The sequence below is a fragment of the Roseicyclus marinus genome (assembly GCF_036322625.1).
In the GTDB taxonomy this organism is placed as follows: Bacteria; Pseudomonadota; Alphaproteobacteria; order Rhodobacterales; family Rhodobacteraceae; genus Roseicyclus; species Roseicyclus marinus_A.
Genome location: NZ_AP027266.1, coordinates 2,281,041 through 2,303,536 on the forward strand (window position 1 = coordinate 2,281,041; position 22,496 = coordinate 2,303,536).

Annotated in this window: 21 protein-coding genes; 11 read left to right on the forward strand and 10 right to left on the reverse strand. The window is 65.5% G+C overall.

The window, feature by feature from the left end:
* Positions 1 to 54 precede the first annotated feature (54 nt).
* Positions 55 to 1,062, forward strand: coding sequence for a hypothetical protein (locus AABA51_RS10870; RefSeq protein WP_338271861.1), 1,008 nt, complete (start codon positions 55 to 57; stop codon positions 1,060 to 1,062).
* 63 nt (positions 1,063 to 1,125) lie between these two features.
* Here the strand turns inward: AABA51_RS10870 and clpX are convergent, their stop codons facing one another.
* On the reverse strand, positions 1,126 to 2,391 hold the full coding sequence (clpX, locus tag AABA51_RS10875) for an ATP-dependent Clp protease ATP-binding subunit ClpX (RefSeq protein WP_338271863.1): 1,266 nt from the start codon (positions 2,389 to 2,391) through the stop codon (positions 1,126 to 1,128).
* 154 nt (positions 2,392 to 2,545) lie between these two features.
* Positions 2,546 to 3,178, reverse strand: coding sequence for an ATP-dependent Clp protease proteolytic subunit (locus AABA51_RS10880; protein ID WP_338276536.1), 633 nt, complete (start codon positions 3,176 to 3,178; stop codon positions 2,546 to 2,548).
* A gap of 151 nt (positions 3,179 to 3,329) precedes the next feature.
* Between AABA51_RS10880 and AABA51_RS10885 the strand changes: the two genes are divergently transcribed.
* Both AABA51_RS10885 and AABA51_RS10890 read left to right on the forward strand, forming a co-directional pair.
* Positions 3,330 to 3,992: a class I SAM-dependent methyltransferase gene (locus AABA51_RS10885; RefSeq protein WP_338271864.1), complete on the forward strand. Its 663-nt coding sequence runs from the start codon at positions 3,330 to 3,332 to the stop codon at positions 3,990 to 3,992.
* An 18-nt stretch (positions 3,993 to 4,010) separates the two neighbouring features.
* On the forward strand, positions 4,011 to 5,204 hold the full coding sequence (locus AABA51_RS10890; protein WP_338271866.1) for an FAD-binding domain-containing protein: 1,194 nt from the start codon (positions 4,011 to 4,013) through the stop codon (positions 5,202 to 5,204).
* Positions 5,205 to 5,290: 86 nt separating this feature from the next.
* Here the strand turns inward: AABA51_RS10890 and AABA51_RS10895 are convergent, their stop codons facing one another.
* Complete coding sequence (locus AABA51_RS10895) at positions 5,291 to 6,091, reverse strand: creatininase family protein (RefSeq protein ID WP_338271868.1); 801 nt, start codon at positions 6,089 to 6,091, stop codon at positions 5,291 to 5,293.
* Positions 6,092 to 6,302: 211 nt separating this feature from the next.
* Here AABA51_RS10895 and AABA51_RS10900 point away from each other — a divergent pair, with 211 nt between their 5' ends.
* Positions 6,303 to 7,517, forward strand: a complete 1,215-nt coding sequence (locus AABA51_RS10900) for an acyl-CoA dehydrogenase (protein WP_338271870.1) — start codon at positions 6,303 to 6,305, stop codon at positions 7,515 to 7,517.
* 60 nt (positions 7,518 to 7,577) lie between these two features.
* Here the strand turns inward: AABA51_RS10900 and choV are convergent, their stop codons facing one another.
* From choV to choX, 4 genes are all read right to left on the reverse strand, one after another.
* Positions 7,578 to 8,591: a choline ABC transporter ATP-binding protein gene (gene choV / locus AABA51_RS10905; protein WP_338271872.1), complete on the reverse strand. Its 1,014-nt coding sequence runs from the start codon at positions 8,589 to 8,591 to the stop codon at positions 7,578 to 7,580.
* Positions 8,588 to 9,004, reverse strand: a complete 417-nt coding sequence (locus tag AABA51_RS10910; protein ID WP_338271873.1) for a GFA family protein — start codon at positions 9,002 to 9,004, stop codon at positions 8,588 to 8,590. Before AABA51_RS10910 ends, choV begins: the two co-directional genes overlap by 4 nt.
* Positions 9,001 to 9,954 (reverse strand): choline ABC transporter permease subunit, encoded by a 954-nt coding sequence (choW, locus tag AABA51_RS10915; RefSeq protein ID WP_425328804.1) that lies wholly within the window; start codon positions 9,952 to 9,954, stop codon positions 9,001 to 9,003. Before choW ends, AABA51_RS10910 begins: the two co-directional genes overlap by 4 nt.
* 70 nt (positions 9,955 to 10,024) lie before the next feature.
* Positions 10,025 to 10,969, reverse strand: a complete 945-nt coding sequence (gene choX, locus AABA51_RS10920) for a choline ABC transporter substrate-binding protein (RefSeq protein ID WP_338271874.1) — start codon at positions 10,967 to 10,969, stop codon at positions 10,025 to 10,027.
* A 91-nt stretch (positions 10,970 to 11,060) separates the two neighbouring features.
* Here choX and betI point away from each other — a divergent pair, with 91 nt between their 5' ends.
* Genes betI through betA form a run of 4 tightly spaced genes read left to right on the forward strand, consistent with a single transcriptional unit; the run spans position 11,061 to position 16,280 of the window.
* Entirely contained in the window at positions 11,061 to 11,642 is a 582-nt protein-coding gene (gene betI / locus AABA51_RS10925) for a choline-binding transcriptional repressor BetI (protein WP_338271875.1), read from the forward strand.
* Positions 11,639 to 13,147, forward strand: a complete 1,509-nt coding sequence (betC, locus tag AABA51_RS10930; protein ID WP_338271876.1) for a choline-sulfatase — start codon at positions 11,639 to 11,641, stop codon at positions 13,145 to 13,147. The genes betI and betC overlap by 4 nt, the downstream gene beginning before the upstream one ends.
* Positions 13,144 to 14,598 (forward strand): betaine-aldehyde dehydrogenase, encoded by a 1,455-nt coding sequence (gene betB, locus AABA51_RS10935; RefSeq protein WP_338271877.1) that lies wholly within the window; start codon positions 13,144 to 13,146, stop codon positions 14,596 to 14,598. The genes betC and betB overlap by 4 nt, the downstream gene beginning before the upstream one ends.
* Before the next feature lie 11 nt (positions 14,599 to 14,609).
* Positions 14,610 to 16,280 (forward strand): choline dehydrogenase, encoded by a 1,671-nt coding sequence (betA, locus tag AABA51_RS10940; RefSeq protein ID WP_338276540.1) that lies wholly within the window; start codon positions 14,610 to 14,612, stop codon positions 16,278 to 16,280.
* 63 nt (positions 16,281 to 16,343) lie between these two features.
* Here the strand turns inward: betA and AABA51_RS10945 are convergent, their stop codons facing one another.
* Genes AABA51_RS10945 through AABA51_RS10955 form a run of 3 tightly spaced genes read right to left on the reverse strand, consistent with a single transcriptional unit; the run spans position 16,344 to position 19,350 of the window.
* Positions 16,344 to 17,567 carry a vWA domain-containing protein gene (locus tag AABA51_RS10945; protein WP_338271878.1) on the reverse strand — a complete coding sequence of 408 codons (1,224 nt, stop codon included), beginning with the start codon at positions 17,565 to 17,567 and terminating at the stop codon, positions 16,344 to 16,346.
* On the reverse strand, positions 17,564 to 18,667 hold the full coding sequence (locus AABA51_RS10950) for an AAA family ATPase (protein WP_338271879.1): 1,104 nt from the start codon (positions 18,665 to 18,667) through the stop codon (positions 17,564 to 17,566). The genes AABA51_RS10945 and AABA51_RS10950 overlap by 4 nt, the downstream gene beginning before the upstream one ends.
* Positions 18,664 to 19,350 (reverse strand): hypothetical protein, encoded by a 687-nt coding sequence (locus AABA51_RS10955; protein WP_338271881.1) that lies wholly within the window; start codon positions 19,348 to 19,350, stop codon positions 18,664 to 18,666. The genes AABA51_RS10950 and AABA51_RS10955 overlap by 4 nt, the downstream gene beginning before the upstream one ends.
* Positions 19,351 to 19,468: 118 nt before the next feature.
* Here AABA51_RS10955 and AABA51_RS10960 point away from each other — a divergent pair, with 118 nt between their 5' ends.
* The 3 genes from AABA51_RS10960 (at position 19,469) to AABA51_RS10970 (ending at position 22,344) form a co-directional block, all read left to right on the forward strand.
* Positions 19,469 to 20,836: a phosphomannomutase gene (locus AABA51_RS10960; protein WP_338276542.1), complete on the forward strand. Its 1,368-nt coding sequence runs from the start codon at positions 19,469 to 19,471 to the stop codon at positions 20,834 to 20,836.
* Positions 20,837 to 20,839: 3 nt separating this feature from the next.
* Positions 20,840 to 21,235, forward strand: coding sequence for a VOC family protein (locus tag AABA51_RS10965; protein WP_338271882.1), 396 nt, complete (start codon positions 20,840 to 20,842; stop codon positions 21,233 to 21,235).
* A 134-nt stretch (positions 21,236 to 21,369) separates the two neighbouring features.
* A complete protein-coding gene (locus AABA51_RS10970; protein ID WP_338271883.1) occupies positions 21,370 to 22,344 on the forward strand; it encodes a dihydrodipicolinate synthase family protein in 975 nt (324 codons plus the stop codon).
* The last annotated feature ends 152 nt before the right edge of the window (positions 22,345 to 22,496 follow it).

The window sequence follows — 22,496 nt, forward strand, 5'->3', positions numbered from 1 at the left end:
CCGCCCCCGGCAGGGCTAGGCTTGGTCCGTTAACGATTTGCCGGACCTTGCCCGATGTCCCCGACCCAGCCCGTACCGGCCCGCTTCCACGTCGTCATCGTGGCCCAGGCCGGCCGCCTGTCCTACGAGGCGTTGCTCTTTGCCGCCTCCTTTCGGGCCTTCAACCCCGATTTTCCGGGCCGATTCCTGATCGCAGAACCCCAGCCGGGCGATCGCTGGCCGCGCGATCCGCGCATCGCCAATCCCGATCTGCGCGCCATGCTGACCGAGGATTTCGGCGCGGACATCCTGCCCTTTCACGCCCGCCATTTCGGCGACAGCTACCCCTATGGCAACAAGATCGAGATGCTCTCGGCGCTGCCAGCGGGTGAACCTTTCGTCTTTTTCGACACCGACACGCTCATCACCGGCGACCTGACGCAGGTGCCCTTCGATTTCGACCGCCCCTCCGCCTCCCTCCGGGTCGAGGCGACCTGGCCCGAGATCCAGCTCTACGGCCCCGGCTATACCGCCACCTGGAAAGCGCTCTATGACCGCTTCGGGCTTGATTTCGAGGCCTCGCTCGACCTGTCGCAGCCCGACGAATACTGGCGCCGCTACCTCTATTTCAACGCGGGTTTCTTCTACCACCGCGACCCGGCGGAATTCGGGCGGCGTTTCCTGGATTATGCGCTGTCCATCCGCGATGACCGCCCGCGCGAACTGGTCTGCCAATCGCTCGACCCCTGGCTCGACCAGATCGCCCTGCCGCTTGTCATCCATGGGCTTGGCGGCGGGCGCGACGCGCTCGCGCCGGGCTGGCTCGACGGCAGCCATTCGTGTCATTACCGCGTCCTGCCGCTGGCCTATGCGCGCGAGGATCAGCACGTCATCGACCTGCTCGAACGCATCAGCGCCCCCAACAAGATCAAGAAGATCCTCAAGGGCCACGACCCGATCAAGCGCATGATCTACCAGGGCAAGGGCGCACAGGCCCGCGCGCTCTTTGACCGCGCGAACCTGCCGCGCCGCGAACAGGTCATCCGCAACACGCTCAAGCGCGAAAAACTCTGGCTGCGCTGACACCGCCCCAAACGAAAACGGCCCCGCCCATGGGGCGAGGCCGCTTGCAATCTGGGTGAACTCTCAGCCCGCCGTCGCCGGCTCTTCCTTCTTGCGCTCGGAATAGATCATCAGGGGCTGGGCCTCCGACGACACGGCTTCCTCGTTCACGACAACCTCTTCCACGCCCTCGGTGCTGGGCAGGTCGAACATCGTGTTGAGCAAGATGTCTTCCATGATCGACCGCAGGCCGCGCGCCCCGGTCTTGCGCGCGATGGCCCGCTTGGCGATCGCCTTCAGCGCATCATCGGTGAACTTGAGCTTCACATCCTCCAGCTCGAACAGCCGCTGGTATTGCTTGACCAGGGCGTTCTTGGGCTCGGTCAGGATGGTGACCAGTGCCGCCTCGTCCAGATCCTCCAGCGTGGCGATCACGGGCAGACGGCCCACGAATTCCGGGATCAGGCCGAATTTCAGCAGATCCTCAGGCTCCAGGTCCTTGAAATACTCGCCCACGGTTTTCGAGGCCGGGTCGCGCACATCGGCGCCAAAGCCCATGGCCGATCCCTTGCCGCGCTGCGCGATGATCTTGTCGAGCCCCGCGAATGCGCCCCCGCAGATGAACAGGATATTGGTCGTATCCACCTGCAGGAATTCCTGCTGCGGATGCTTGCGCCCGCCCTGCGGCGGCACGCTGGCGACCGTGCCTTCCATGATCTTCAACAGCGCCTGCTGCACGCCCTCGCCCGACACGTCGCGGGTGATCGACGGATTGTCCGACTTGCGCGTGATCTTGTCGACCTCGTCGATATAGACGATGCCGCGCTGCGCGCGCTCCACGTTGTATTCGCTGGCCTGCAACAGCTTGAGGATGATGTTCTCCACATCCTCGCCCACGTACCCGGCCTCCGTCAGCGTCGTTGCATCCGCCATGGTGAAGGGCACATCGAGAATCCGCGCCAGCGTCTGCGCGAGCAGCGTCTTGCCGCAGCCCGTCGGCCCGATCAGCAGGATGTTCGACTTCGACAATTCGATGTCGGATTTGCCCGAATGGTTCAGGCGCTTGTAATGGTTGTGCACCGCCACCGACAGCACGCGCTTGGCATGCATCTGGCCGATCACGTAATCGTCCAGCACGTCGCAGATCTCCTGCGGCGTCGGCACCCCGTCCGAGGATTTCAGCCCCGAGGTCTTGGTCTCCTCGCGGATGATGTCCATGCACAGCTCGACGCATTCGTCGCAGATGAACACCGTCGGCCCCGCAATCAGCTTGCGGACCTCGTGCTGGCTCTTGCCGCAGAACGAGCAATAGAGCGTGTTTTTCGAGTCGCCGCCGGAAGAAGTCGCCATATCGTCCACCTTGAATATCTAGGGGTGGGGGGCCCCCGACCCGAGGCATTGCCCTCGGGCCGAAATTTCAGGAAAGCCTAGAACAGGCCAACCGTCATCACAATGTCAAATTCCCCGCAGGGATCGCGCGACCACAGGGTTGTGACCGGACCCGTCACTTGCCCTCGCCATCCGCAGGCACGCGATTTTCCACGATCTGGTCGATCAGGCCCCACTCCTTGGCCTGCTCGGGATCCATGAAATTGTCCCGCTCCAGCGCCTCGACCACGGTCTCGAAATCCTGGCCCGTGTGCTTGACGTAGATCTGGTTCAACCGATCCTTCAGCTTCTGGGTCTCCTTGGCGTGGATCATGATGTCCGTCGCCTGGCCCTGGTACCCGCCCGAGGGCTGGTGCACCATGATGCGGCTATTGGGCAGGCTGAAGCGCATGCCCTTTTCCCCCGCCGTCAGCAGCAAGGACCCCATCGAGGCCGCCTGCCCGATCACAAGGGTCGACACCTTGGGCTTGATGTATTGCATCGTGTCATAGATCGACAGACCGCTCGTCACCACGCCGCCGGGGCTGTTGATGTACATGCTGATTTCCTTGGACGGGTTCTCCGCCTCAAGGTGCAACAATTGTGCCACGATCAGGCTGGCCATGCCGTCATGGACCGGACCCGAGACAAAGATGATCCGCTCCTTCAGAAGCCGCGAAAAGATGTCATAGGCCCGCTCGCCCCGGCTGGTCTGTTCGACCACCATCGGCACGAGGGTGTTCATGTAGTGCTCGGTCGGATCAATCATCGCTGCCTCGGCCCCGGATACATTGCTCATGTCACTGCCCTAAGTCTTAGTGGTCGCATGGGGGGGCTGCAAGGGCGGGCCGGTGCTTGACTTGTCGAACCTTATCGGAAAACAGGCTGTCCTGTCTTTTCGATGTCCCAAGGGGTTGGTCATGGTCCGGCAATCTTCGATCACGCTGGCTTCCGAATGTTCGGTGGCCGAGCGCGCGGCCATGACGCAGGCGCTGGAACAGGCGGGCTTCACCGGCGCGCATCTGGAACTGGGCACGGCGGCGGGCGGCACGCTCAAGGAATTGATGGGCATCTACCCCGATGCCGCGACCCGGCCCCCCTTCCATGTCATCGACCCGATGACCTATTTCCCCGACCAATTGACCAAGGTCCGCACCAACCTGACCAATGCGGGCATCGACCCCGACAGCGTGCGCTTTCATATCGGCACCTCGGCCGATTTCCTGCCCGTCGCCCGCGCCGAAGGGTTGCAATTCGATTTCGTCTTCATCGACGGCGATCACCGGCATCGCCCGGTTCTGGCCGATCTGGCGCTCGCCGATTTCGTCACGCCCGGCGGCCTGATCGCGCTGCATGACAATGGCCCGAAATTTCCGGGCGTGGGCTGGGCCATCGACCGCTTCCTCGTCCGCAACCCCGGATACGAGCGCGTCACACAGGCCGAAACCCTCACCCTCCTGCGCAAGACGCCCGCCGCTGGCCCCGTGCGCATCCTCTCGACCGATCTGGCCGAGGCTTCGGTGACGCAGGTCCTGTCGCGCTGGCGGCAATCCTACCGCAAAAGACTGGCCCGCCGCGCCTGACCGCCTAGATCGGGCGGCATGACCGACACCGCCCTCCCCCCCGCCACCAGAACGCAAGCGCTCGAACGGCTCCGCCGCTTCCTGCCCCATGCCGGCCGCGATTATGCCGCGCAGCGCAACCATGACCTGCCGGGGCATCCCCATGTCTCGACCCTCTCGCCATGGCTGCGCCACCGCCTGATCACCGAGGCCGAGGTTCTGGAGGCCGTTCTTGGTCGCCATTCCCTGCAAGCCGCCGAAAAATTCGTGCAGGAAGTCTACTGGCGCACCTATTGGAAAGGCTGGCTCGAACTGCGCCCCGCCATCTGGGGCGACTACCGCGCGGGCCTTGACCGCGTTCTGGCCGATGGGTCGATGACGGATCGTCTCGCACAGGCCGAGGCCGGGCAGACCGGCATCGCCTGTTTCGACGCCTGGATGCAGGAACTTGTCGCCACGGGCTACCTGCACAACCACGCACGGATGTGGGCGGCCTCGATCTGGATCTTCACCCTCCGCCTCCCGTGGGAGGCAGGGGCCGATCTCTTCCTGCGCCACCTGCTCGACGGCGATCCGGCCTCCAACACGCTCTCCTGGCGCTGGGTCGCGGGCCTCCAGACCAAGGGCAAGCATTACCTCGCCCGCCCCGACAATATCGCGAAATACACCGGCGGACGGTTCCAGCCCACGGGCCTTGTCACGGATGCCGAGCCCCTGCGCGGCCCCGATGCGCCCAAACCGCGCCCCGCACCCAGGGGCGACACGCCCCGCCCCGGCCTCAAGACCGCGATCCTCCTGACCGAAGAGGACCTTTCGCCCGGCTTCCTGCTCGACGCGCTCGACGGCCCGCCCGTGGCCCATGCCGCCCTTCTGTCGGTCACGGGCCGCTCGCCCCGCCCCGTCGCCCCGCGCGTCCTCGACTTCACCCGCGCCGCCATCACCGATGCCCGTGACCGCTGGTCCGACCGCATGGGCGCGGCCGGTCCCCTGACCGACGATCCGGGCGACATCCTGACATGGGCGAAGGCCCAGGGGATCGAGCAGCTCGTCACCCCCTATGCCCCGGTCGGTCCGGCGGCCACCGCCCTCTCGCGGCTCGACCGCGCACTGGCCGCCGAGAGGATCACGCTCGTCCGCCTGCTCCGCCCCTACGACGCCTCCGCATGGCCCCACGCGACCCACGGCTTCTTCCGCTTCAAGGAGGCGATCCCCGCCCTTGTTGCAGAGTTGTGAGCTTTCCTGTGGATAAGTTAAGATGATGTTCGATTAGTGATAGGCCATTAAGAAACGGCTCTGAATTTTAGGCTTCTCTTAACGGATTAGGACAAGCCATTAACCGGATCGTAACGATGCAGGTCGCGCAAAAGGGCGATGAACCCCTGCGTCTGCGCCGCCAGATCCGCCTCGCCTAGCTCCGCCGTCGCCCGCGACGCATCCCCCACCGTTCCCTTTGGGTTCAGGTCATTGGCCAGCCACCCCAAATTCGCATCGGCCATGTGATAGCCCAGCTTCGCCGACCCCTGCCGGAGTGCCGTCTGACGGCTCTCGAAATTCTCCACCATCTCTGCCCGCACAAGATCGGGGCGCGTGGCCAGCATCATCGAAGTCTCTGATAATCCACCATGAATATCGATCATCGGCCCTTCGGGATAGGTATAGACCCGCGCGCCACCCAGCCGCGTCCAGGCCGTTGTCGCGACCGACATCCCCAGCGTCTGCCGCAACTCGCGCGCCACGATCTCCATCGGCGCGACATTGCCGCCATGGCTTGTCACGATGACCATCTTGGACAGGCCCGCCCGCGCCACGCTTTGTCCGATCTCGATCCAGGCCCGGATCGCCGTTTCCCAGGTCAGCGTCAAAGTTCCTGCAAATTCAATATGTTCGTTCGATTTGCAGACCTGCTGCACCGGCAGGAAACTGGCCGGAACCTCCTCGGGCAATTCCGCCACGACCCGCGCCACCATCGCTTCGGCCAGGATCGCATCGACCCCCACGGGCAGATGCGGCCCATGCTGCTCGATCGCCGCGACCGGCAGAACGGCGATCCAACCCGTTGTATCGCTTGACGAAAAATCGCGCGTCGTCATCTCGCGCCAGATCGGTTTGGGCAGGTGCATGATATCCTCCGTCGCCTCCGCTGATCGGGCCAGCCGCTGTCCGCGTCCATCCATCGCGCAGCGCCAAGCCCCTGATTTTCGACACTTTGCCCGCTTTCCGGGCATCCCGATCCCCAAACGCCCAAGCCCGCATCACCCAAGGATCGCCGCCCCGGGGTTGCACAACTGGTGCAAATGATATGAATCGAGGCAACCCATCAGGAGACACGCCATGCCCGACGGACACACCCGCCACACCGGCCCCTCGCTCGCGCCCTTCGACTGGGCCGATCCGTTCCACCTTGCCGAGCAGCTGTCCGAAGAGGAACGCATGGTCGCCGAAAGCGCGCGGGCCTATGCGCAGGACAAGCTCTTGCCGCGGGTCAGCGACGCCTATCTGAACGAGACCGTAGCCCCTGAAATCTTTGCAGAAATGGGCGCCATGGGGCTTCTGGGCGTCACCATTCCCGAGGAATTTGGCGGCATCGGCACGGGCTATGTCACCTATGGCCTCGTCGCCCGCGAGGTCGAGCGCGTCGACAGCGGCTACCGCTCGATGATGTCGGTCCAATCCTCGCTCGTCATGTACCCGATCCACGCCTATGGCACCGAGGCGCAGAAGGCGAAATACCTGCCGGGCCTCGCCGCAGGCACGCTGATCGGCTGCTTCGGCCTCACCGAACCCGACGCGGGCTCGGACCCCGCGGGGATGAAGACCGTCGCGAAAAAAACCGATGGCGGCTACGTGCTGAACGGGGCCAAGATGTGGATTTCCAACAGCCCGATTGCCGATGTTTTCGTGGTTTGGGCCAAATCCGAGGCACATGGGGGCAAAATTCGGGGCTTCGTGCTCGAAAAGGGGATGAAGGGTCTGTCCGCCCCCAAGATCGGCGGCAAGCTGTCCTTGCGCGCCAGCGTCACGGGCGAGATCGTGATGAAGGACGTGGAAGTCGGCGAAGACGCGCTTTTGCCCGGTGTCGAGGGGCTCAAGGGCCCCTTCGGCTGCCTCAACCGCGCGCGCTACGGCATTGCCTGGGGCGTGATGGGCGCGGCCGAGGACTGCTGGCACCGCGCACGCCAATACGGGCTCGACCGGGTGCAATTCGGGCGCCCCTTGGCCCAGACGCAATTGTTCCAGAAGAAACTGGCCGACATGCAGACCGAGATCGCGCTGGGGCTTCAGGCGGCCCTCCGCGCGGGCCGGATGATGGATGAAGGCAGCTGCGCGCCCGAGGTCATCTCCCTGATAAAGCGCAACAATTGCGGCAAGGCGCTGGATATCGCACGCGCCGCGCGCGACATGCATGGCGGCAACGGGATCATGGCGGAATACCACGTGATGCGTCATGCCCAGAACCTCGAGACGGTGAACACCTACGAGGGCACGCATGATGTCCACGCGCTGATCCTGGGCCGCGCACAGACCGGGCTTCAGGCGTTTTTCTGAGCGCCGATTATTCGTACGAATAATCGGCTCCCCTGAATTTTCGTACGAAAATTCAGGGGATTACGACCCAAGTCGCGCGGTCACGCTTTCGGGCGTGACCGTGCCCACCACGCGACCCGCCTCTTCCACCGCCAGCGCGGCGGGGCTTTCGGCGAACCGCTTCAGGATGTCGCGCACCGGCAGATCGGCCGCGATACGGTCACCCGCACCCGGCACCGGCTGCATCACGTCGCGCGCGGTCAGAACTCCCAAAGGGTTCATATTGGCCACGAATTCCGCGACATATTCATTGGCCGGCTCCGAGAAAATCTCGCGCGGGGTGCCGCATTGCACGATCCGTCCGCCTTCCATGATGGCGATGCGATTGCCGATCTTGAACGCCTCGTCGAGGTCATGGCTGACAAAGATGATGGTGCGTTTCAGGTCACGTTGCAGATCAAGGAGCTCATCCTGAAGCTTGGACCGGATCAGCGGGTCTAGCGCGGAAAAAGGCTCGTCCATCAACAAGATGGGGGCCTCTGTCGCAAAGGCGCGCGCAAGTCCCACGCGCTGCTGCATGCCGCCCGACAATTCCCCGACCAGGGCATCGGCCCGGTCCGCGAGGCCCACAAGCTCCAACTGCCGCGCGACCCGCGCGCGGCGCTCCTCGGCCCCGAGACCTGCGAGTTCAAGGCCAAGCCCAACGTTGTCGCGGACGCTGCGCCAGGGCAAAAGGCCGAATTGCTGGAACACCATGGTCACGGCCGTCTGCCGCAACCCGCGCAGGGCCGCGCCCCGCGCCTCGGTGACATTGACCATCCTGTCGCCCACGCGCACCTCGACATGGCCGCGCACCACGGGATTCAACGCATTGACAGCCCGCAGGAGCGTGGATTTGCCCGAGCCGGAAAGCCCCATGAGAACAAGGATTTCCCCCTCTTCCACGTCCAGCGTGCAATCATGCACCCCCAGAACCTGCCCGGTCGCGGACTGGATCTCGGCCCGGCTTGCCCCGGCATCGGCCTGCTCCAGCGCCGCCTCGGGGTGGTCGCCAAACATGATGCAGACATCGTGGAAACGGACAGCATGGGTCATGTCGGGGATTTCTCGTAACGCAGGATTCCGTCGATCCGGGGCGGGGCCCCATCGGACGGGTGGTTGATGCCGTCATTGACCGGGATGTCCGGCAGGTCCCAGACAGACAGACCCTTCAGACAGGCCAAGTTGACGCCGAATTGGTTCGGATTCGAGCGGCGCTGATGATGCGTATAGATCCCGCAGGTCCGGCAAAAGAAGTGCCGCGCGGTCCTGCTGCCGAATTGGTAGAGGGTCAGGTTGTCCTCGCCCGTCACGAATTCGATCCCGTCAAGCGCGGCGGAAACGGCCACGGCGCCCCGCATCGTGCAATAGGAACAGGTGCAGCGCCGTGCCGAGGCAAGACCGTCGGGCAGCGTCACGCGAAACTGGACGGTTCCGCAATGGCAAGATGCCTCAAGGATTTCGGTCATCTGCGCCCCACCCTCAGCACCCGGTCGAGCAGGATCGCCACGACCACGATGATCAACCCCGCCTCGAAACCGAGCCCGGTGTTGACCTGGTTGAGCGCCCGCACCACGGGCACGCCCAGCCCATCCGCGCCGACCAGCGCCGCGATCACCACCATGGACAGCGACAGCATGATGGTCTGGTTCAGCCCCGCCATGATCTGCGGCGCGGCATAGGGCAGCTCGACCTTCCACAGCTTCTGGCGCGGGGTGGCGCCGAAGGCATCGGCGGCCTCGATCAGCGACACAGGCGTCGAAGATATGCCCAGATGCGTCAGACGGATCGGCGCGGGCAGGACGAAGATGACGGTGGCGATCAGCCCCGGCACCATGCCGATGCCGAAGAAAACGATGGCCGGGATCAGGTAGACAAAGGTCGGCAGCGTCTGCATCAGGTCCAGCACGGGCCGCATGCCGGTATAAAGCCTTGGCCTGTGGGCCGCCGCGATGCCAATGGGCACGCCCAGCCCCATGCAGACCACGCAGGCCGACAGAACCAGCGTCAGGCTTTCGGTCGTTTCCTCCCAATAGCCCTGGTTGATGATGAACAGGAGCCCCGCCCCGACCAGCGCCGGCACCCGCCACCCATGATGGAGCCGCCAGACCAGCCCCACGAAAATCAGCATCACAAGAAAGGGGTGCCAATCAGGCGGGTAGAGATAGTCGATCTCGGACCGGCGCAGATCGTAAAACCAGCCGGTGTTGGGCGGCTCCTGCAACAGCGCGAGGATGGCCTCGATGAGGACCTCGAGCCCCGCGGCCACGGCATCGAACAGGCCCGACAGGTTGGATTGCAACCAGTCGAACCCGGCCTCGGCGGCGTCGCCCACGCGCAATTTGCATTCGGCGACAGCCCCAAGCGGGCCCAACCCCTCGGGCCAGCCGTCATCGCACTCGGTCAGCCAGTTCAACACAGCGGTTCCTCCGGTCGTGGAAAGGGCGGCACGCGTCCTGCGCGCACCGCCCCGGCCAAGCGATCAGCCCTCAGAGACCCAGCGCCGCGGACACGGCCGCCGCCGCATCGCCGCCGTCGATCGTGGTCACGCCGTCCAGCCAGCCCATGACCGTGTCGGGGTTGGCCGCCATCCATGCGGTCGCGGCCTCGTCCGGGTCGGTGCCATCGTTCAGGATCGCGCCCATGATCTCGTTTTCCATGGCCAGCGTGAATTCGAGATTGGTCAGCAGTTGCCCCACGTTCGGGCAGGCCTCGACATAGCCGGCGCTCGTGTTGGTGTAGACGGTCGCGCCGCCCAGATCGGGACCGAACCAATCGTCGCCGCCCGTCAGGTAGGTCAGATCGAAATTGGCGTTCATCGGATGCGGTTCCCAAGCCAGGAACACGATCGGCTCGCCCCGGTCGACGGCGCGGGCGACCTGCGCCAGCATGCCTTGTTCCGAGCTTTCGACCACGTCGAATTCCGCCGCACCAAGGCCGAAGGCATCGGCCGCGATCATGTCGAGGATCAGGCGATTGCCGTCATTGCCCGGCTCGATCCCGTAGATCTCGCCATCCAGCGCATCGGCGGCCCCCGCGATATCGCTGAAATCGGCGATCCCCATGGCCGCGCCATGCGCATTGGTGGCCAGCGTGTATTTCGCGCCGGTCAGGTTCGCACGGACCGTATCGACGGTGCCCGCATCACGGTAGGGCGCGATATCGGCCTCCATCGTGGGCATCCAGTTGCCGAGAAACACGTCGATGTCGCCCGAGGCGAGCGAGGTATAGGTCACCGGCACCGACAGGACGCGGATCTCGGTCTCATAGCCAAGCGCCTCCAGCACCACGGTGGTGGCGGCCGTCGTCGCGGTAATGTCGGTCCAGCCCACGTCCGAAAACGTCACGGTGGCGCAATCGTCCTGCGCCATGGCCGCGCCTGCGACAAGGCTGAGCGCCAGCGCGCTGGCCGCGCTGCGGGTCAAAAGGCTCATGGTCATATCTCCCTGTTCTGGTCGTTTTGTTGATTGACCAGTCAATTAAAAACCTGTTTTCTGCGGCAATGCAACCATCGAGGGACTTGCGATGCCACGCGTAGGCATGATGGCACAGCGTATGGACGCGCTTGTCAACGCCACGATCGGAGAGATCGGGCGCAGGGGCTCGCTTGACGTGACCGTAGGTCAGATCGCCAAGGCCGCTGGCGTGTCGAGCGCGCTGGCCCATCATTATTTCGGGTCCAAGGATGACCTGTTCCTTGCCGCGATGCGTGCGATTCTGTCCGAATTCGGAGCCGAGGCCCGCCGCGAACTGGCCATGGCGCAAGACCCAAGGGCGCGGCTCGCCGCGATTGTCCGCGCCAGTTTCGGTGGCCAGAACTTCCTGCCCGAAGTGGTCGCGGCCTGGCTCAATTTCTACGTTCTGGCCCGCACCCAGCCCAAGGCGGCGCGGCTGTTGAACATCTACCAAAGGCGTCTGGTGGCGAACCTGACCCATGCGTTGCGCCCGCTGTGCGACCAGCCCGAGACCGTCGCGCGCACCGCCGCCGCGCTGATCGACGGGCTTTATATCCGCCACACCCTGACCGAGGCCGGACCGCCCGATGCGGCGCAGGCCATCGCCACGGTGGACGCCTACCTGTCGCTTGCCATCGGAGATCGCACTTGACCCGCCCCAACATCCTGATCGTGATGGTCGACCAGCTGAACGGGACGCTCTTTCCCGACGGTCCGGCCGATTGGCTGCATGCGCCGAACCTGAAGCGGCTGGCCGCGCGGTCGCTGCGCTTTGCCAACAGCTACACGGCAAGCCCCCTTTGCGCGCCCGCACGCGCCAGCTTCATGTCCGGGCAATTGCCGTCCCGCACCGGGGTTTATGACAATGCCGCCGAATTCGCCTCCTCCATCCCGACCTATGCGCATCATCTGCGCCGCGCGGGCTATCAGACCTGCCTCTCGGGCAAGATGCATTTCGTCGGCCCCGACCAACTGCACGGCTTCGAAGAGCGCCTGACGACCGATATCTACCCCGCCGATTTCGGTTGGACGCCCGATTACCGCAAACCGGGCGAGCGGATCGATTGGTGGTATCACAACATGGGCTCGGTCACGGGCGCAGGCGTGGCCGAGATCACCAACCAGATGGAATATGACGACGAGGTGGCCTTTGCCGCCGAGCAAAAGCTCTATGACCTCGCGCGTGGGCGCGACGACCGGCCCTGGTGCCTGACCGTCAGCTTCACCCATCCCCACGATCCCTATGTCGCGCGGCGCAAATACTGGGACCTTTACGAGGATTGCGCGCATCTGCAGCCCGAGATGGCCGCCCTGCCCTATGACGATCACGACCCCCATGCACAGCGCATCTTCGACGCGAATGCCTGGCGGAATTTCGAGATCACCGAGGATGACATCGCCCGGTCACGCCGCGCCTATTTCGCCAATATCTCCTATCTCGACGACAAGATCGGCAGCATCCTCGACGTGCTGGAACGGACCCGGCAGGAGGCGATCGTGGTCTTCGTCTCCGACCATGGCGACATGCTGGGCGAGCGGGGTCTGTGGTTCAAGATGAACTTCTACGAGGGTTCGGCCCGCGTGCCCCTGATGATCGCGGCCCCGGGTCTTGCGCCCGGTCTGGTCGGCGATCCGGTGTCGACCATCGATCTTTGCCCGACCTTGTGTGATCTGGCGGGCGTGTCGATGGCCGATGTCATGCCCTGGACCGATGGCGAAAGCCTGTTGCCCCTTGCCCAGGGCCGAAGCCGGACCAGCCCCGTCGCGATGGAATATGCCGCCGAGGCAAGCATCACGCCCTTGATCGGCCTGCGCCAAGGCCGCTGGAAATACACCAATTGCGCCGCCGACCCCGAGCAATTGTTCGACCTCGACGCCGATCCGCAGGAACGCGTGAACCTTGCCGACGACCCCGCCCATGCCAAGACGCTGGACCGTTTCCGCCGCATGGCCGCCGAACGCTGGGATCTCGAAACCTTTGACGCCTCCGTCCGCGAAAGCCAGGCGCGCCGCTGGGTGGTTTATGAATCCTTGCGCAACGGGGCCTATTACCCGTGGGATTTCCAGCCGCTCCGCGCCGCCTCCGAGCGCTTCATGCGCAACCACATGGACCTGAATGTCCTTGAGGAAAATCAACGCTATCCGAGGGGGGAATGATGCAAGCCCAACCGACCGCCAGCCATTACGTGAACGGTGCCTATCTGGAGGATGCCACGGGCGCTTCTCTGCCCGTGATCTTTCCCGGCACGGGCGAAGAGATCGCGCAGGTGCACGAGGCGACGCCTGCCGTGATCGAAGCGGCCCTTGCCGCCGCCAAGGCCGCCCAAGGGCCTTGGGCCGCGCTCATGCCCGTCGAACGGGGCCGCATCCTGCGCCGTGCCGCCGACATCATCCGCGCGCGCAACCGGGAATTGTCGGAACTGGAAACGCTCGACACCGGCAAGCCGATTTCCGAGACGCTGGTGGCAGATGCCACATCCGCCGCCGATGCGCTGGAATATTTCGGCGGTCTGGCGGGCACGCTGACGGGCGAACATGTGCCGCTCGGGTCCGATTGGGCCTATACGATGCGGGTGCCGCTCGGGGTTTGCGTGGGCCTTGGCGCGTGGAACTATCCCACGCAGGTCGCCGCGTGGAAGGCCGCGCCGGCCCTTGTTTGCGGCAATACGATGGTTTTCAAACCCAGCGAACAGACGCCGCTATGTGCCCTGAAACTCGCGGAAATCCTGACCGAGGCGGGGGCGCCGCCGGGTGTTTTCAACGTGATCCAGGGGGCGGGAACCGTGGGCCGCGCGCTGGTCGAGGATGCCCGCGTCGCCAAGGTGTCGCTGACGGGATCGGCTGAAACCGGCAAAAAGGTTTACGCGGGCGCTGCCGCGCAGATGAAACATGTGACGATGGAACTGGGCGGCAAATCGCCCCTGATCATCTTTGCCGATGCCGATCTGGATTCGGCCGTTTCGGCGGCGATCAACGCCAATTTCTTTTCCACGGGCCAGGTCTGTTCCAACGGCACGCGGGTTTTCGTGCAGCGCGAGGTCAAGGCGGAATTCCTGTCGCGCCTAGTCGCGCGCGTGGCCAAGGCAACCATCGGCGACCCAAGGGACGAGGCCACGAACCTTGGCCCGATGACCAGTGCCGAACAGCTCGCAATCACTTGTTCCTACATCGAAAAAGGCAAGGCGGAAGGCGCGCGGCTGGTGCATGGCGGGCGCAGGCTCGACCGGCCCGGATGGTTCGTGGAACCCACGATCTTTGCCGATGTGACCGACGAGATGACCATCGCGCGGGACGAAATTTTCGGCCCCGTGATGTCGGTCCTTGATTTCGACACCGAGGACGAGGTGATCGCGCGCGCCAATGCGACCGATCTGGGTCTGTCGGGTGCAGTCTTTACCCGCGATCTCGTGCGGGCCCATCGCGTGATCCATGCGATCGAGGCGGGGACCGTCTGGATCAACCAATACAACCTGACGCCCGTGGAACTGCCCTTTGGCGGGATCAAGGGCTCGGGGCTGGGGCGCGAAAACAGCCGCGCGGCGATCGAGGCCTATAGCCAGCTCAAGACCGTCTATGTCGGCATGACCCCGGTGGAGGCGGCTTATTGATGCCCGAAGCACTGGACGCGGATCACGTCATCGTCGGCGCGGGCAGCGCGGGCTGCGCCATCGCCTATCGCCTTGTCGAGGCAGGGAAATCCGTCATCGTCGTGGAACATGGCGGCACCGATTGGGGGCCGTTCATCAACATGCCCGCCGCCCTGTCCTACCCGATGGGGATGAAGCGTTACGACTGGGGCTACGTGACCGAACCCGAGCCGCATATGGGCGGGCGCGTCATGGCCTGCCCGCGCGGCAAGGTGCTGGGCGGGTCATCGTCGATCAACGGGATGATCTATGTGCGCGGCCATGCGCGCGACTTCGACACATGGGCCGAGATGGGCGCGGATGGCTGGGCCTATGCGGATGTGCTGCCCTATTTCAAACGGGCCGAAACATGGCATGGCGAAGCGGGCGATCCGCGGTTCCGGGGGCATGACGGCCCGTTGCACATCACGCGGGGACCCCGAAAAAATCCCTTGTTCCAAGCCTTTATCGAGGCGGGGGCGAATGCGGGCTATGGCGCGACCGAGGATTACAACGGCCAGCGGCAGGAAGGGTTCGGCGCCTTCGAGATGACCGTCTGGCAGGGCGAGCGCTGGTCGGCGGCCAAGGCCTATCTGCGGCCTGCGCTGAAAACCGGGCGCTGCCGGGTCGTGCGCGGTTTGGTGGAAAAGGTCGAGATCGTCGAGGGCCGCGCCACGGGCGTGCGGTTGACGGACGGTCGCGTGATCGGCGCGCGGGGGGATGTGATCTTGTCCGCCGGTGCGATCAATTCGCCTAAAATTCTAATGCTCAGTGGAATTGGACCGGCCAAGCATCTGACAGAAATGGGAATTCCTGTCGTGGCGGATCGGCCCGGCGTGGGGGCGAACCTTCAGGATCACCTGGAGCTTTATATCCAGTATGCCTGCACCAAGCCCGTCAGCCTTGCGCCCTATTGGTCGCTCTGGGGCAAGGCGCTGGTGGGCGCGCAATGGTTGTTTTTCCGCCAAGGTCTTGGCGCGTCGAACAATTTCGAGGCTTGCGGCTTCATCCGGTCGCGGGCGGGGATCGACTATCCCGATATCCAGTTCCATTTCCTGCCCATCGCCGTGCGCTATGACGGCAAGACGGCGGCCAAGGGGCATGGGTTTCAGGCGCATGTGGGACCGATGCGATCCAAGAGCCGGGGCAGCGTTACCCTGCGCTCGAAAGACCCGGGCGCGGCGCCCCGGATCTTGTTCAATTACATGTCTCAAACCTCTGATTGGGAAGAGTTTCGGCGCGCGATCCGGCTCACGCGGGAGATCTTTGGGACCGAGCCGATGGCGGGCTTTGTCGACCACGAAATCCAGCCCGGAAAGGCCGAAACGGATGCGGAATTGGACGCCGTGATCCGGGAACATGCGGAAAGCGCCTATCATCCGTGCGGGACGGCGCGGATGGGGCGGCGGGACGATCCGATGGCGGTCGTGGACCCTCAGACGAGGGTGATCGGGGTGGAGGGGCTGAGGCTGGCGGACAGTTCGGTTTTCCCCTTGATTCCGAACGGAAATCTGAATGCCCCCTCGATCATGGTGGGGGAGAAGGCCGCCGATCACATCCTTGGGCGCGCGCCGCTTGCGGCGGAAAACCTGGAGCCGTGGATCGCGCCGGATTGGGAAAACGCGCAGCGGGAGAGCGGGGGGCGGCGGGAGGCGGCGGAGTGAGAACGGGCTGTCGGTATACCGTCGTTTTTCCGTAGTGCATCCGTAGTGCATCCGTAGTGCGCGTCAGCGCCCCTCGCCCATGAGCAGAACCCGGCCATGGGGCGGCGGCTCGACCAGGGCGGGAACGGCCCAGAGCACGGGGTAGCCCGGCGCGGGCGGGATGACCGCGTCGAGGTCGGTCAGGACCACGAGCATGGAGGGGGCACGCGCCCCTGCCCGGTCGAAGAGATCGGCGTAATCCGTGCCGCCGCCCGTCCGCAGCGGCAGATCGCCCAGCGCCTGCCAGCCCGTCGGGTCGAGGCGCTTTTCAAGAAAGACCGCCTCGTCGAAACCCATCAGATGCACCTCGGCCCCGGTGCGGCGGGCGATGCCCTGCGCCTCGGCGGTGAACAGGCGCAGCATCTGCGCATCGACGGAGGAGGAGGTATCGAGGCCCAGGACCAGCCGGGGGCGCGCATCCATCCGGGCGCGGCCCGGTTCATAGACAGGCGCGGGGCCGCCGCTGCGGCGCGCCTCGGCCATGCGGGCCAGCCATGCGCCCGAGGGGCGGCGCCAGCTGGGATGGGGCCGTTCGGTGAGCGCGCGGGCCAGAAGGCCGCGCAAGACCACCTCCCACGGGACGGATGCCGGGGCGAGATCGGCCAGGATCGCGCCCAGTTTGCCGATGCCGGTGCCTGCCTTGCGCCCGGCTTCGAGCGCGCGGAGGATCTGGTTGCGCCAATCGGCGGTTTTCTGGGTCTCGCCGCTGTCGTCGGGTTCGCCAAGGCCCAGATCGACGGCAAAGCCGCGCGTCGCCCCCCATTCGCGGAGTTTCTCGGCGCGTTTGGGATCAGAATGGAGCGCCATGGCGAGCCTGTCGGCATCCCAGCGTTCAAGGGCCGCGATGGGGGATTGGGCGGGCAAGCCCGCCTCGGCCAGAAGCTCGGTCAGAAGAACGGCGGGGCGCGGGACGGCATGGCCTGCAAGGATGAGCGTCTCGTTGATGATCCCGTCGGCGGCAAGGCCGAAGAGCGAGGCGTCGAACCCGTCGCCCAGGCGTTCGGCCAAGCCTGCCTGCCGGTCGGAATGGCGCAGCGCGACATGGAGGACGTGGTGGGCCACAAGCCCCACCTGTTCGGGCAGGCCCAAGGTGGCAAAGCCCGGGCCATAGCTGATGGTGTCGCCATCGGTGCGGGTCGCGCCATCGCCGTCGCGGTGGCGGCACCAGAGCGCCAGGACGGCAAGGGCCGGATCAACCTCGCCCAGATGGGCGAGCGCGCGGGCGGCGCGGGTGGAATGGCGCGTCACGGCAACCCTGCCGCCTGCCGGTCTGCGGCATAGGCGGCGTAATCGGGGCTGTCGGCAAAGACATCCTCCCACCCCTGTTCGAGCGCGCGGCCGATCAGCATCTCGAAGCCGAAGGCGGCCAGTTCGCCAAGCGGCAATCCACCGTAACCTTGCCTGCCAAGCCCGCGCAGATCGGCCAGAATCTCGATCGCTGTGGATAGATTTTCACGGCGTGTCGCGCCGATCAGGCCATAGACCAGCGCGGTCAGGCCATGAAGCGTGCGGGGATACATGGCCGCGCGGTCGGCGCGGGGGGTGTCCATCATCGCGCCGATCTGGACAGTGGCCGCGATTTCATCGGCCAGAAGCGCGAATTCGGCGGCGGGGGCCGCCCCCACGGTGCCCGCGATCATGACGGAGCGCGTGGCGCGGTCGGGCACGGTTTGCAGGATGCGGCTGACGCGGGTCCAGCTGCGCGGGGTGCAGGCGATCATCTGGCCGCGGCGCAAGCTGTCCTCGGTCGTTTCCAAGAGATCGGGGCGGCTGCGGATGAAGGCCGCGACGGCGGGATGGATGCCTGCGGGGATGGCGTAGTGTTTCAGCCAATCCTCGGGATTTGCCTGCACGATCATGTGGATGAGCCGGTCCGACAGCGCCGTGCCCATGTCATAGGCGATGGCGCCATCCTCGATCCTGTTGCCGGCGGCGATGATCATCACGCTGTCGGGCAGGCGGTGGCGGCCCACGCGGCGTTCCTGCAAGAGGCCGTAGACGGTGGGTTGCAGGGCGGGGGCTGCGGCGGTCAGCTCATCAAGGAAGAGGATCGCGGGCGCGTCGGTGTCGGGCAGATCCTCGGGGCGGTACCAGATGGTTTTCGCGGCCTCGTGGTCGAAATAGGGAAGGCCGCGCAGGTCCTGGGGTTCGATGGTCGTCAGGCGCAGGTCGAAGAGCTCGGCCCCGATGCGATGAGCAAGGGTTTGCACGACTTCGGTTTTTCCGACGCCGGGGCGGCCGTGGAGCATCCAGCTGGCGGTCAGGCCGCCGGAGTTTTGCGCGGCCCATCCGGCCTGAAGGACAGACAGCGCCTCGCCCGCCGAGACGGTGGTCGCATTCACGCTCATGCGCTGGCTGCCCGTTTTTCAAGCGCTGCCGCCAGCCGCGCATGGGCGGAAACGGCGCGGGTTTCTTGCGCGATGTCACGGATATAGAGGTCGTCGCGGTGATTGACCGCCAGAAGGTCGCGCTCGGTCAGATCGGCATCGAAAAGATCTGCGAGTGCCGCGCGGTCGCCCTCGTCGAGCGAGAGGAGGCGGGGGGCGGGCCGGTCGGTCTGGACCGAGACGAGCGTCAGGGGGGCGATGCGGGCCAGTTCGGATTGTTCGATGACAAGGCGCAATTCGCCGTCCGTCAGGGCGTGGCGGGCCGCGATCTTGCGCAGCGCCGCGCGGGCGCGGAAGGCGAGCGTGTCGAGGCGGCGGGCCGCCGTATCCGCATCGACGGCGCGGGCGCGGCCCGCCTTGGACAGGCGCAGCACCTTCATCTCGACGAAGGCGATGACGATGAGCATGGCGAGCGGCGCCTGCGTGACGGGCAGCGCCAGGTCGCGCGACAGGAGCGGGATGGCGACAAAGGGCAGAAGCGCCGAGAGATAGCGCAGGATCTGGATTTCCACGATCATCCGGGTCCAGAGCCGGAAGCCCCCCCGGCGCGGCACAAGCTGCACCCGGCCCATGAATTTCTTGGGCAGGCTGCGGGTTTCCAGAACGCCGCGATTGGAAATGGTGGTGTCGCTCACGATCAGCATGGGGTTCAGCCTAGCGCATTTGGGCGGGCCGCCAATGGCCCTGCTTTCGTCTTTGGGGGCGATGCGCTAGGTCTGGGGCAGTCCGTGATCCTTGAAGGAGCGTTTTCGCATGACCCGCATTCCGCCGCTGACTTGTTTCAAGGCCTATGACATCCGGGGCCGTCTGGGCGACGAATTGAACGAGGAGATCGCCCATCGGATCGGGCGGGCCTTTGCGCAAGTTCTGGGGGCAAAGCGGGTGGTCCTGGGGCGGGATGTGCGCCCGACCTCGGAGGCGTTGGCGGGGGCCGTGGCGCGCGGGCTGATGGAGGCGGGGGTGGAGGTTCTGGACCTTGGCCTGTCGGGGACGGAGGAGACCTATTTCGCGGTGACGCATCTGGAGGCGGATGGCGGGATCTGCGTGACGGCGAGCCATAATCCCATGGATTACAACGGGATGAAGATGGTGCAGCGCGGATCGGCGCCCATCGGCAATGCGGATGGGATGGCCGCGATCAAGGCCCTGGCCGAAAGCGGGGCGTTTGCGGCGGGCATTGCGGGAGGCAAGGTCACGGATGCAAGCGGGACGCGGGCCGCCTATGTCGCACGGTTGATGGAATTCGTCGATGTCGGCGCGCTGAAGCCGATGAAGGTTCTGGTCAATGCGGGCCACGGGGCGGCGGGGCCGACCTTCGACGCGCTGGCCGATGCGTTGACACAGGCGGGCGCGCCGATCGAGTTTGTCCGCGTCTATCACGCGCCCGATGGCAGCTTTCCGGCGGGCATCCCCAACCCGCTCTTGGACGAGAACCAGCCGCTGACGGCCGATCCGGTGCGCGCCAATGGTGCGGATATGGGGGTCGCCTGGGACGGGGATTTCGACCGCTGTTTCTTTTTCGACCACGAGGGGGGCTTTGTTCCCGGGGAATATGTCGTGAGCCTTTTGGCGGAGGCGTTCCTCGTCAAGGAGCCGGGGCAGAAGATCGTGCATGACCCGCGCGTGATCTGGGCCACGCAGGAGATCGTGGCGGATCTGGGCGGTCAGGCGATCCAGTCGAAATGCGGCCATTCCTTCATCAAGCAGGTGATGCGGGACACGGGCGCCGTCTATGGCGGGGAGATGTCGGCGCATCATTATTTCCGCGATTTCATGGCCTGTGACAGCGGCATGATCCCGATGCTGCTGATGATCGAACTGGTCTGCCGGAAGGGCCAGAGCCTGAAGGAGCTGCTGGCAGAGCGGCGGGCGGCCTATCCGTCCTCGGGCGAGGTGAATTTCCGGGTGGCCGATCAGAAGGCGGTGATCGCGGCCATCGAGGGGGAATACGGGCCGAAAGCGCAGGCGCGCGACGAGACGGACGGGCTGTCGCTGTCCTTTGGGGAATGGCGGTTTAACCTGCGGGCGTCGAACACGGAGCCGCTCTTGCGGCTGAATATCGAGGCGCGGGGCAAGCCCGGTCTGGTGGCGGAAAAGCTGGCGGAGCTGACCGCGCTGATCGAGGGCTGAGGGATGGCCGAGCGCCCGACCGCGCCCCATGTGCTGGCGATCACGTTCCTGTATTACAAGGATTTGCCGCGCGCTTTCGCCTTTTACCGCGACGTGATGGGGCTGCGGCTTGCCATCGATCAGGGCGATCTGGCCAAGATCATGGAGATCGCGCCGGGCGCCCATGTGGGGCTGGTGGACGAGGCGCGGGGGATGAACCGCTGGCAGGCGGAGAAATGCGTGCAGCTGTGCATCCGGGTGGCGGATGTCGACGGCTGGCACGCCTATCTTGCGGCAGAGGGGGTGGCGGGGCTGTCGCGGATCTTTGCCAACGAGGCGATCGGCATCCGCGCCTTTGTCTGCCGCGATCCCGAGGGCTACCAGATCGAGATCCAGCAGGCGACCCGCGCGGGGGCCTGAACGGGGGCCTGAACGGGGGGCCTGAACGGGGGGCCTGAACGGGGGCCCGAGCGGAGGCCAGAGTGCGCGGCTTGGCAGGGCCACGGACGCGCGCTAGACCTGTGCCCCGGGGCGCGCGCCGTTGCCCCCGCCCGATGACCAGACCCGATGACCAGACCCGACAACAGCCGGAGGCCATGATGCCCGCAAAGACCCTGCTTGATGAAACCGCCCAAGGCGTCTTTACCATCGCGGCGACCCCGTTCCTGCCCGATGGCGCGCTGGACATCGAGAGCCTAGACAGCATGGTCGATTTCTACGAGGCGCGCGGCGCGACGGGTCTGACGATCCTCGGCATCATGGGCGAGGCGGGCAAGCTGTCGGCCAAGGAAAGCGGGATCGTGATCGACCGCGTGACGGCGAGGGCCAGCGTTCCGGTCGTGGTGGGCGTTTCGGCCCCCGGTCTGGCGGGCATCAAGGCCATGGCCGACACGGCGATGGAACGGGGTGCTGCCGGCGTGATGGTGGCCCCGCCCGCAACGCTCAGGACCGATGACCAGATCATCGGCTATTTCCAGATGGTGGCCGAGGTTCTGGGCAAGACACCTTGGGTCTTGCAGGATTTCCCGCTGGTGACAGAGGTGCAGATGACGCCCCGCGTGATCCGCACGATCATGGACAGCTGCCCCACTTGCGTCATGCTCAAGCACGAGGATTGGCCAGGGCTGGAGAAGATCTCGACGCTGCGCCGTCAGGAGGCCGAGGGCGCGCGGCGCATCTCGATCCTGTGCGGGAATGGCGGCATGTTCCTGTTGGAGGAGATGCTGCGCGGGGCCGATGGGGCGATGACGGGCTTTGCCTATCCCGAGATGATGGCCGAGGTGGTGCGCCTGACGAAGGCCGAGGACGAGGGGCGCGCGCGCGACGTCTTCGACGCCTATCTGCCGCTGATGCGCTATGAAAGCCAGCCGGGTCTGGGCCTTGCGATCCGCAAGCATATCCTGGCCAAGAGGGGCGCGATTGCCCATGCCACGGTGCGCCGCCCCGGAACGGTGCTGAGTGCGGCGACGCTGGAAGAGATCGAGACGCTGATCGCCCGGCAGGAGGCACGGCTGGCCGCGCTGGGGTGAGGGGCGAAGTCTGGGCGCCCGCTGCCCCTACCACGGCTGAACCCGTCCCCGCCCGGAACAGCCGCGCATGCGGCCCGGGCAGCGGATGGCCGCCCCCCGGCCAGCCGCTTTGGGGACACCAGCGCGCGGTCAGGGGTCGTCCTGACCTGTTA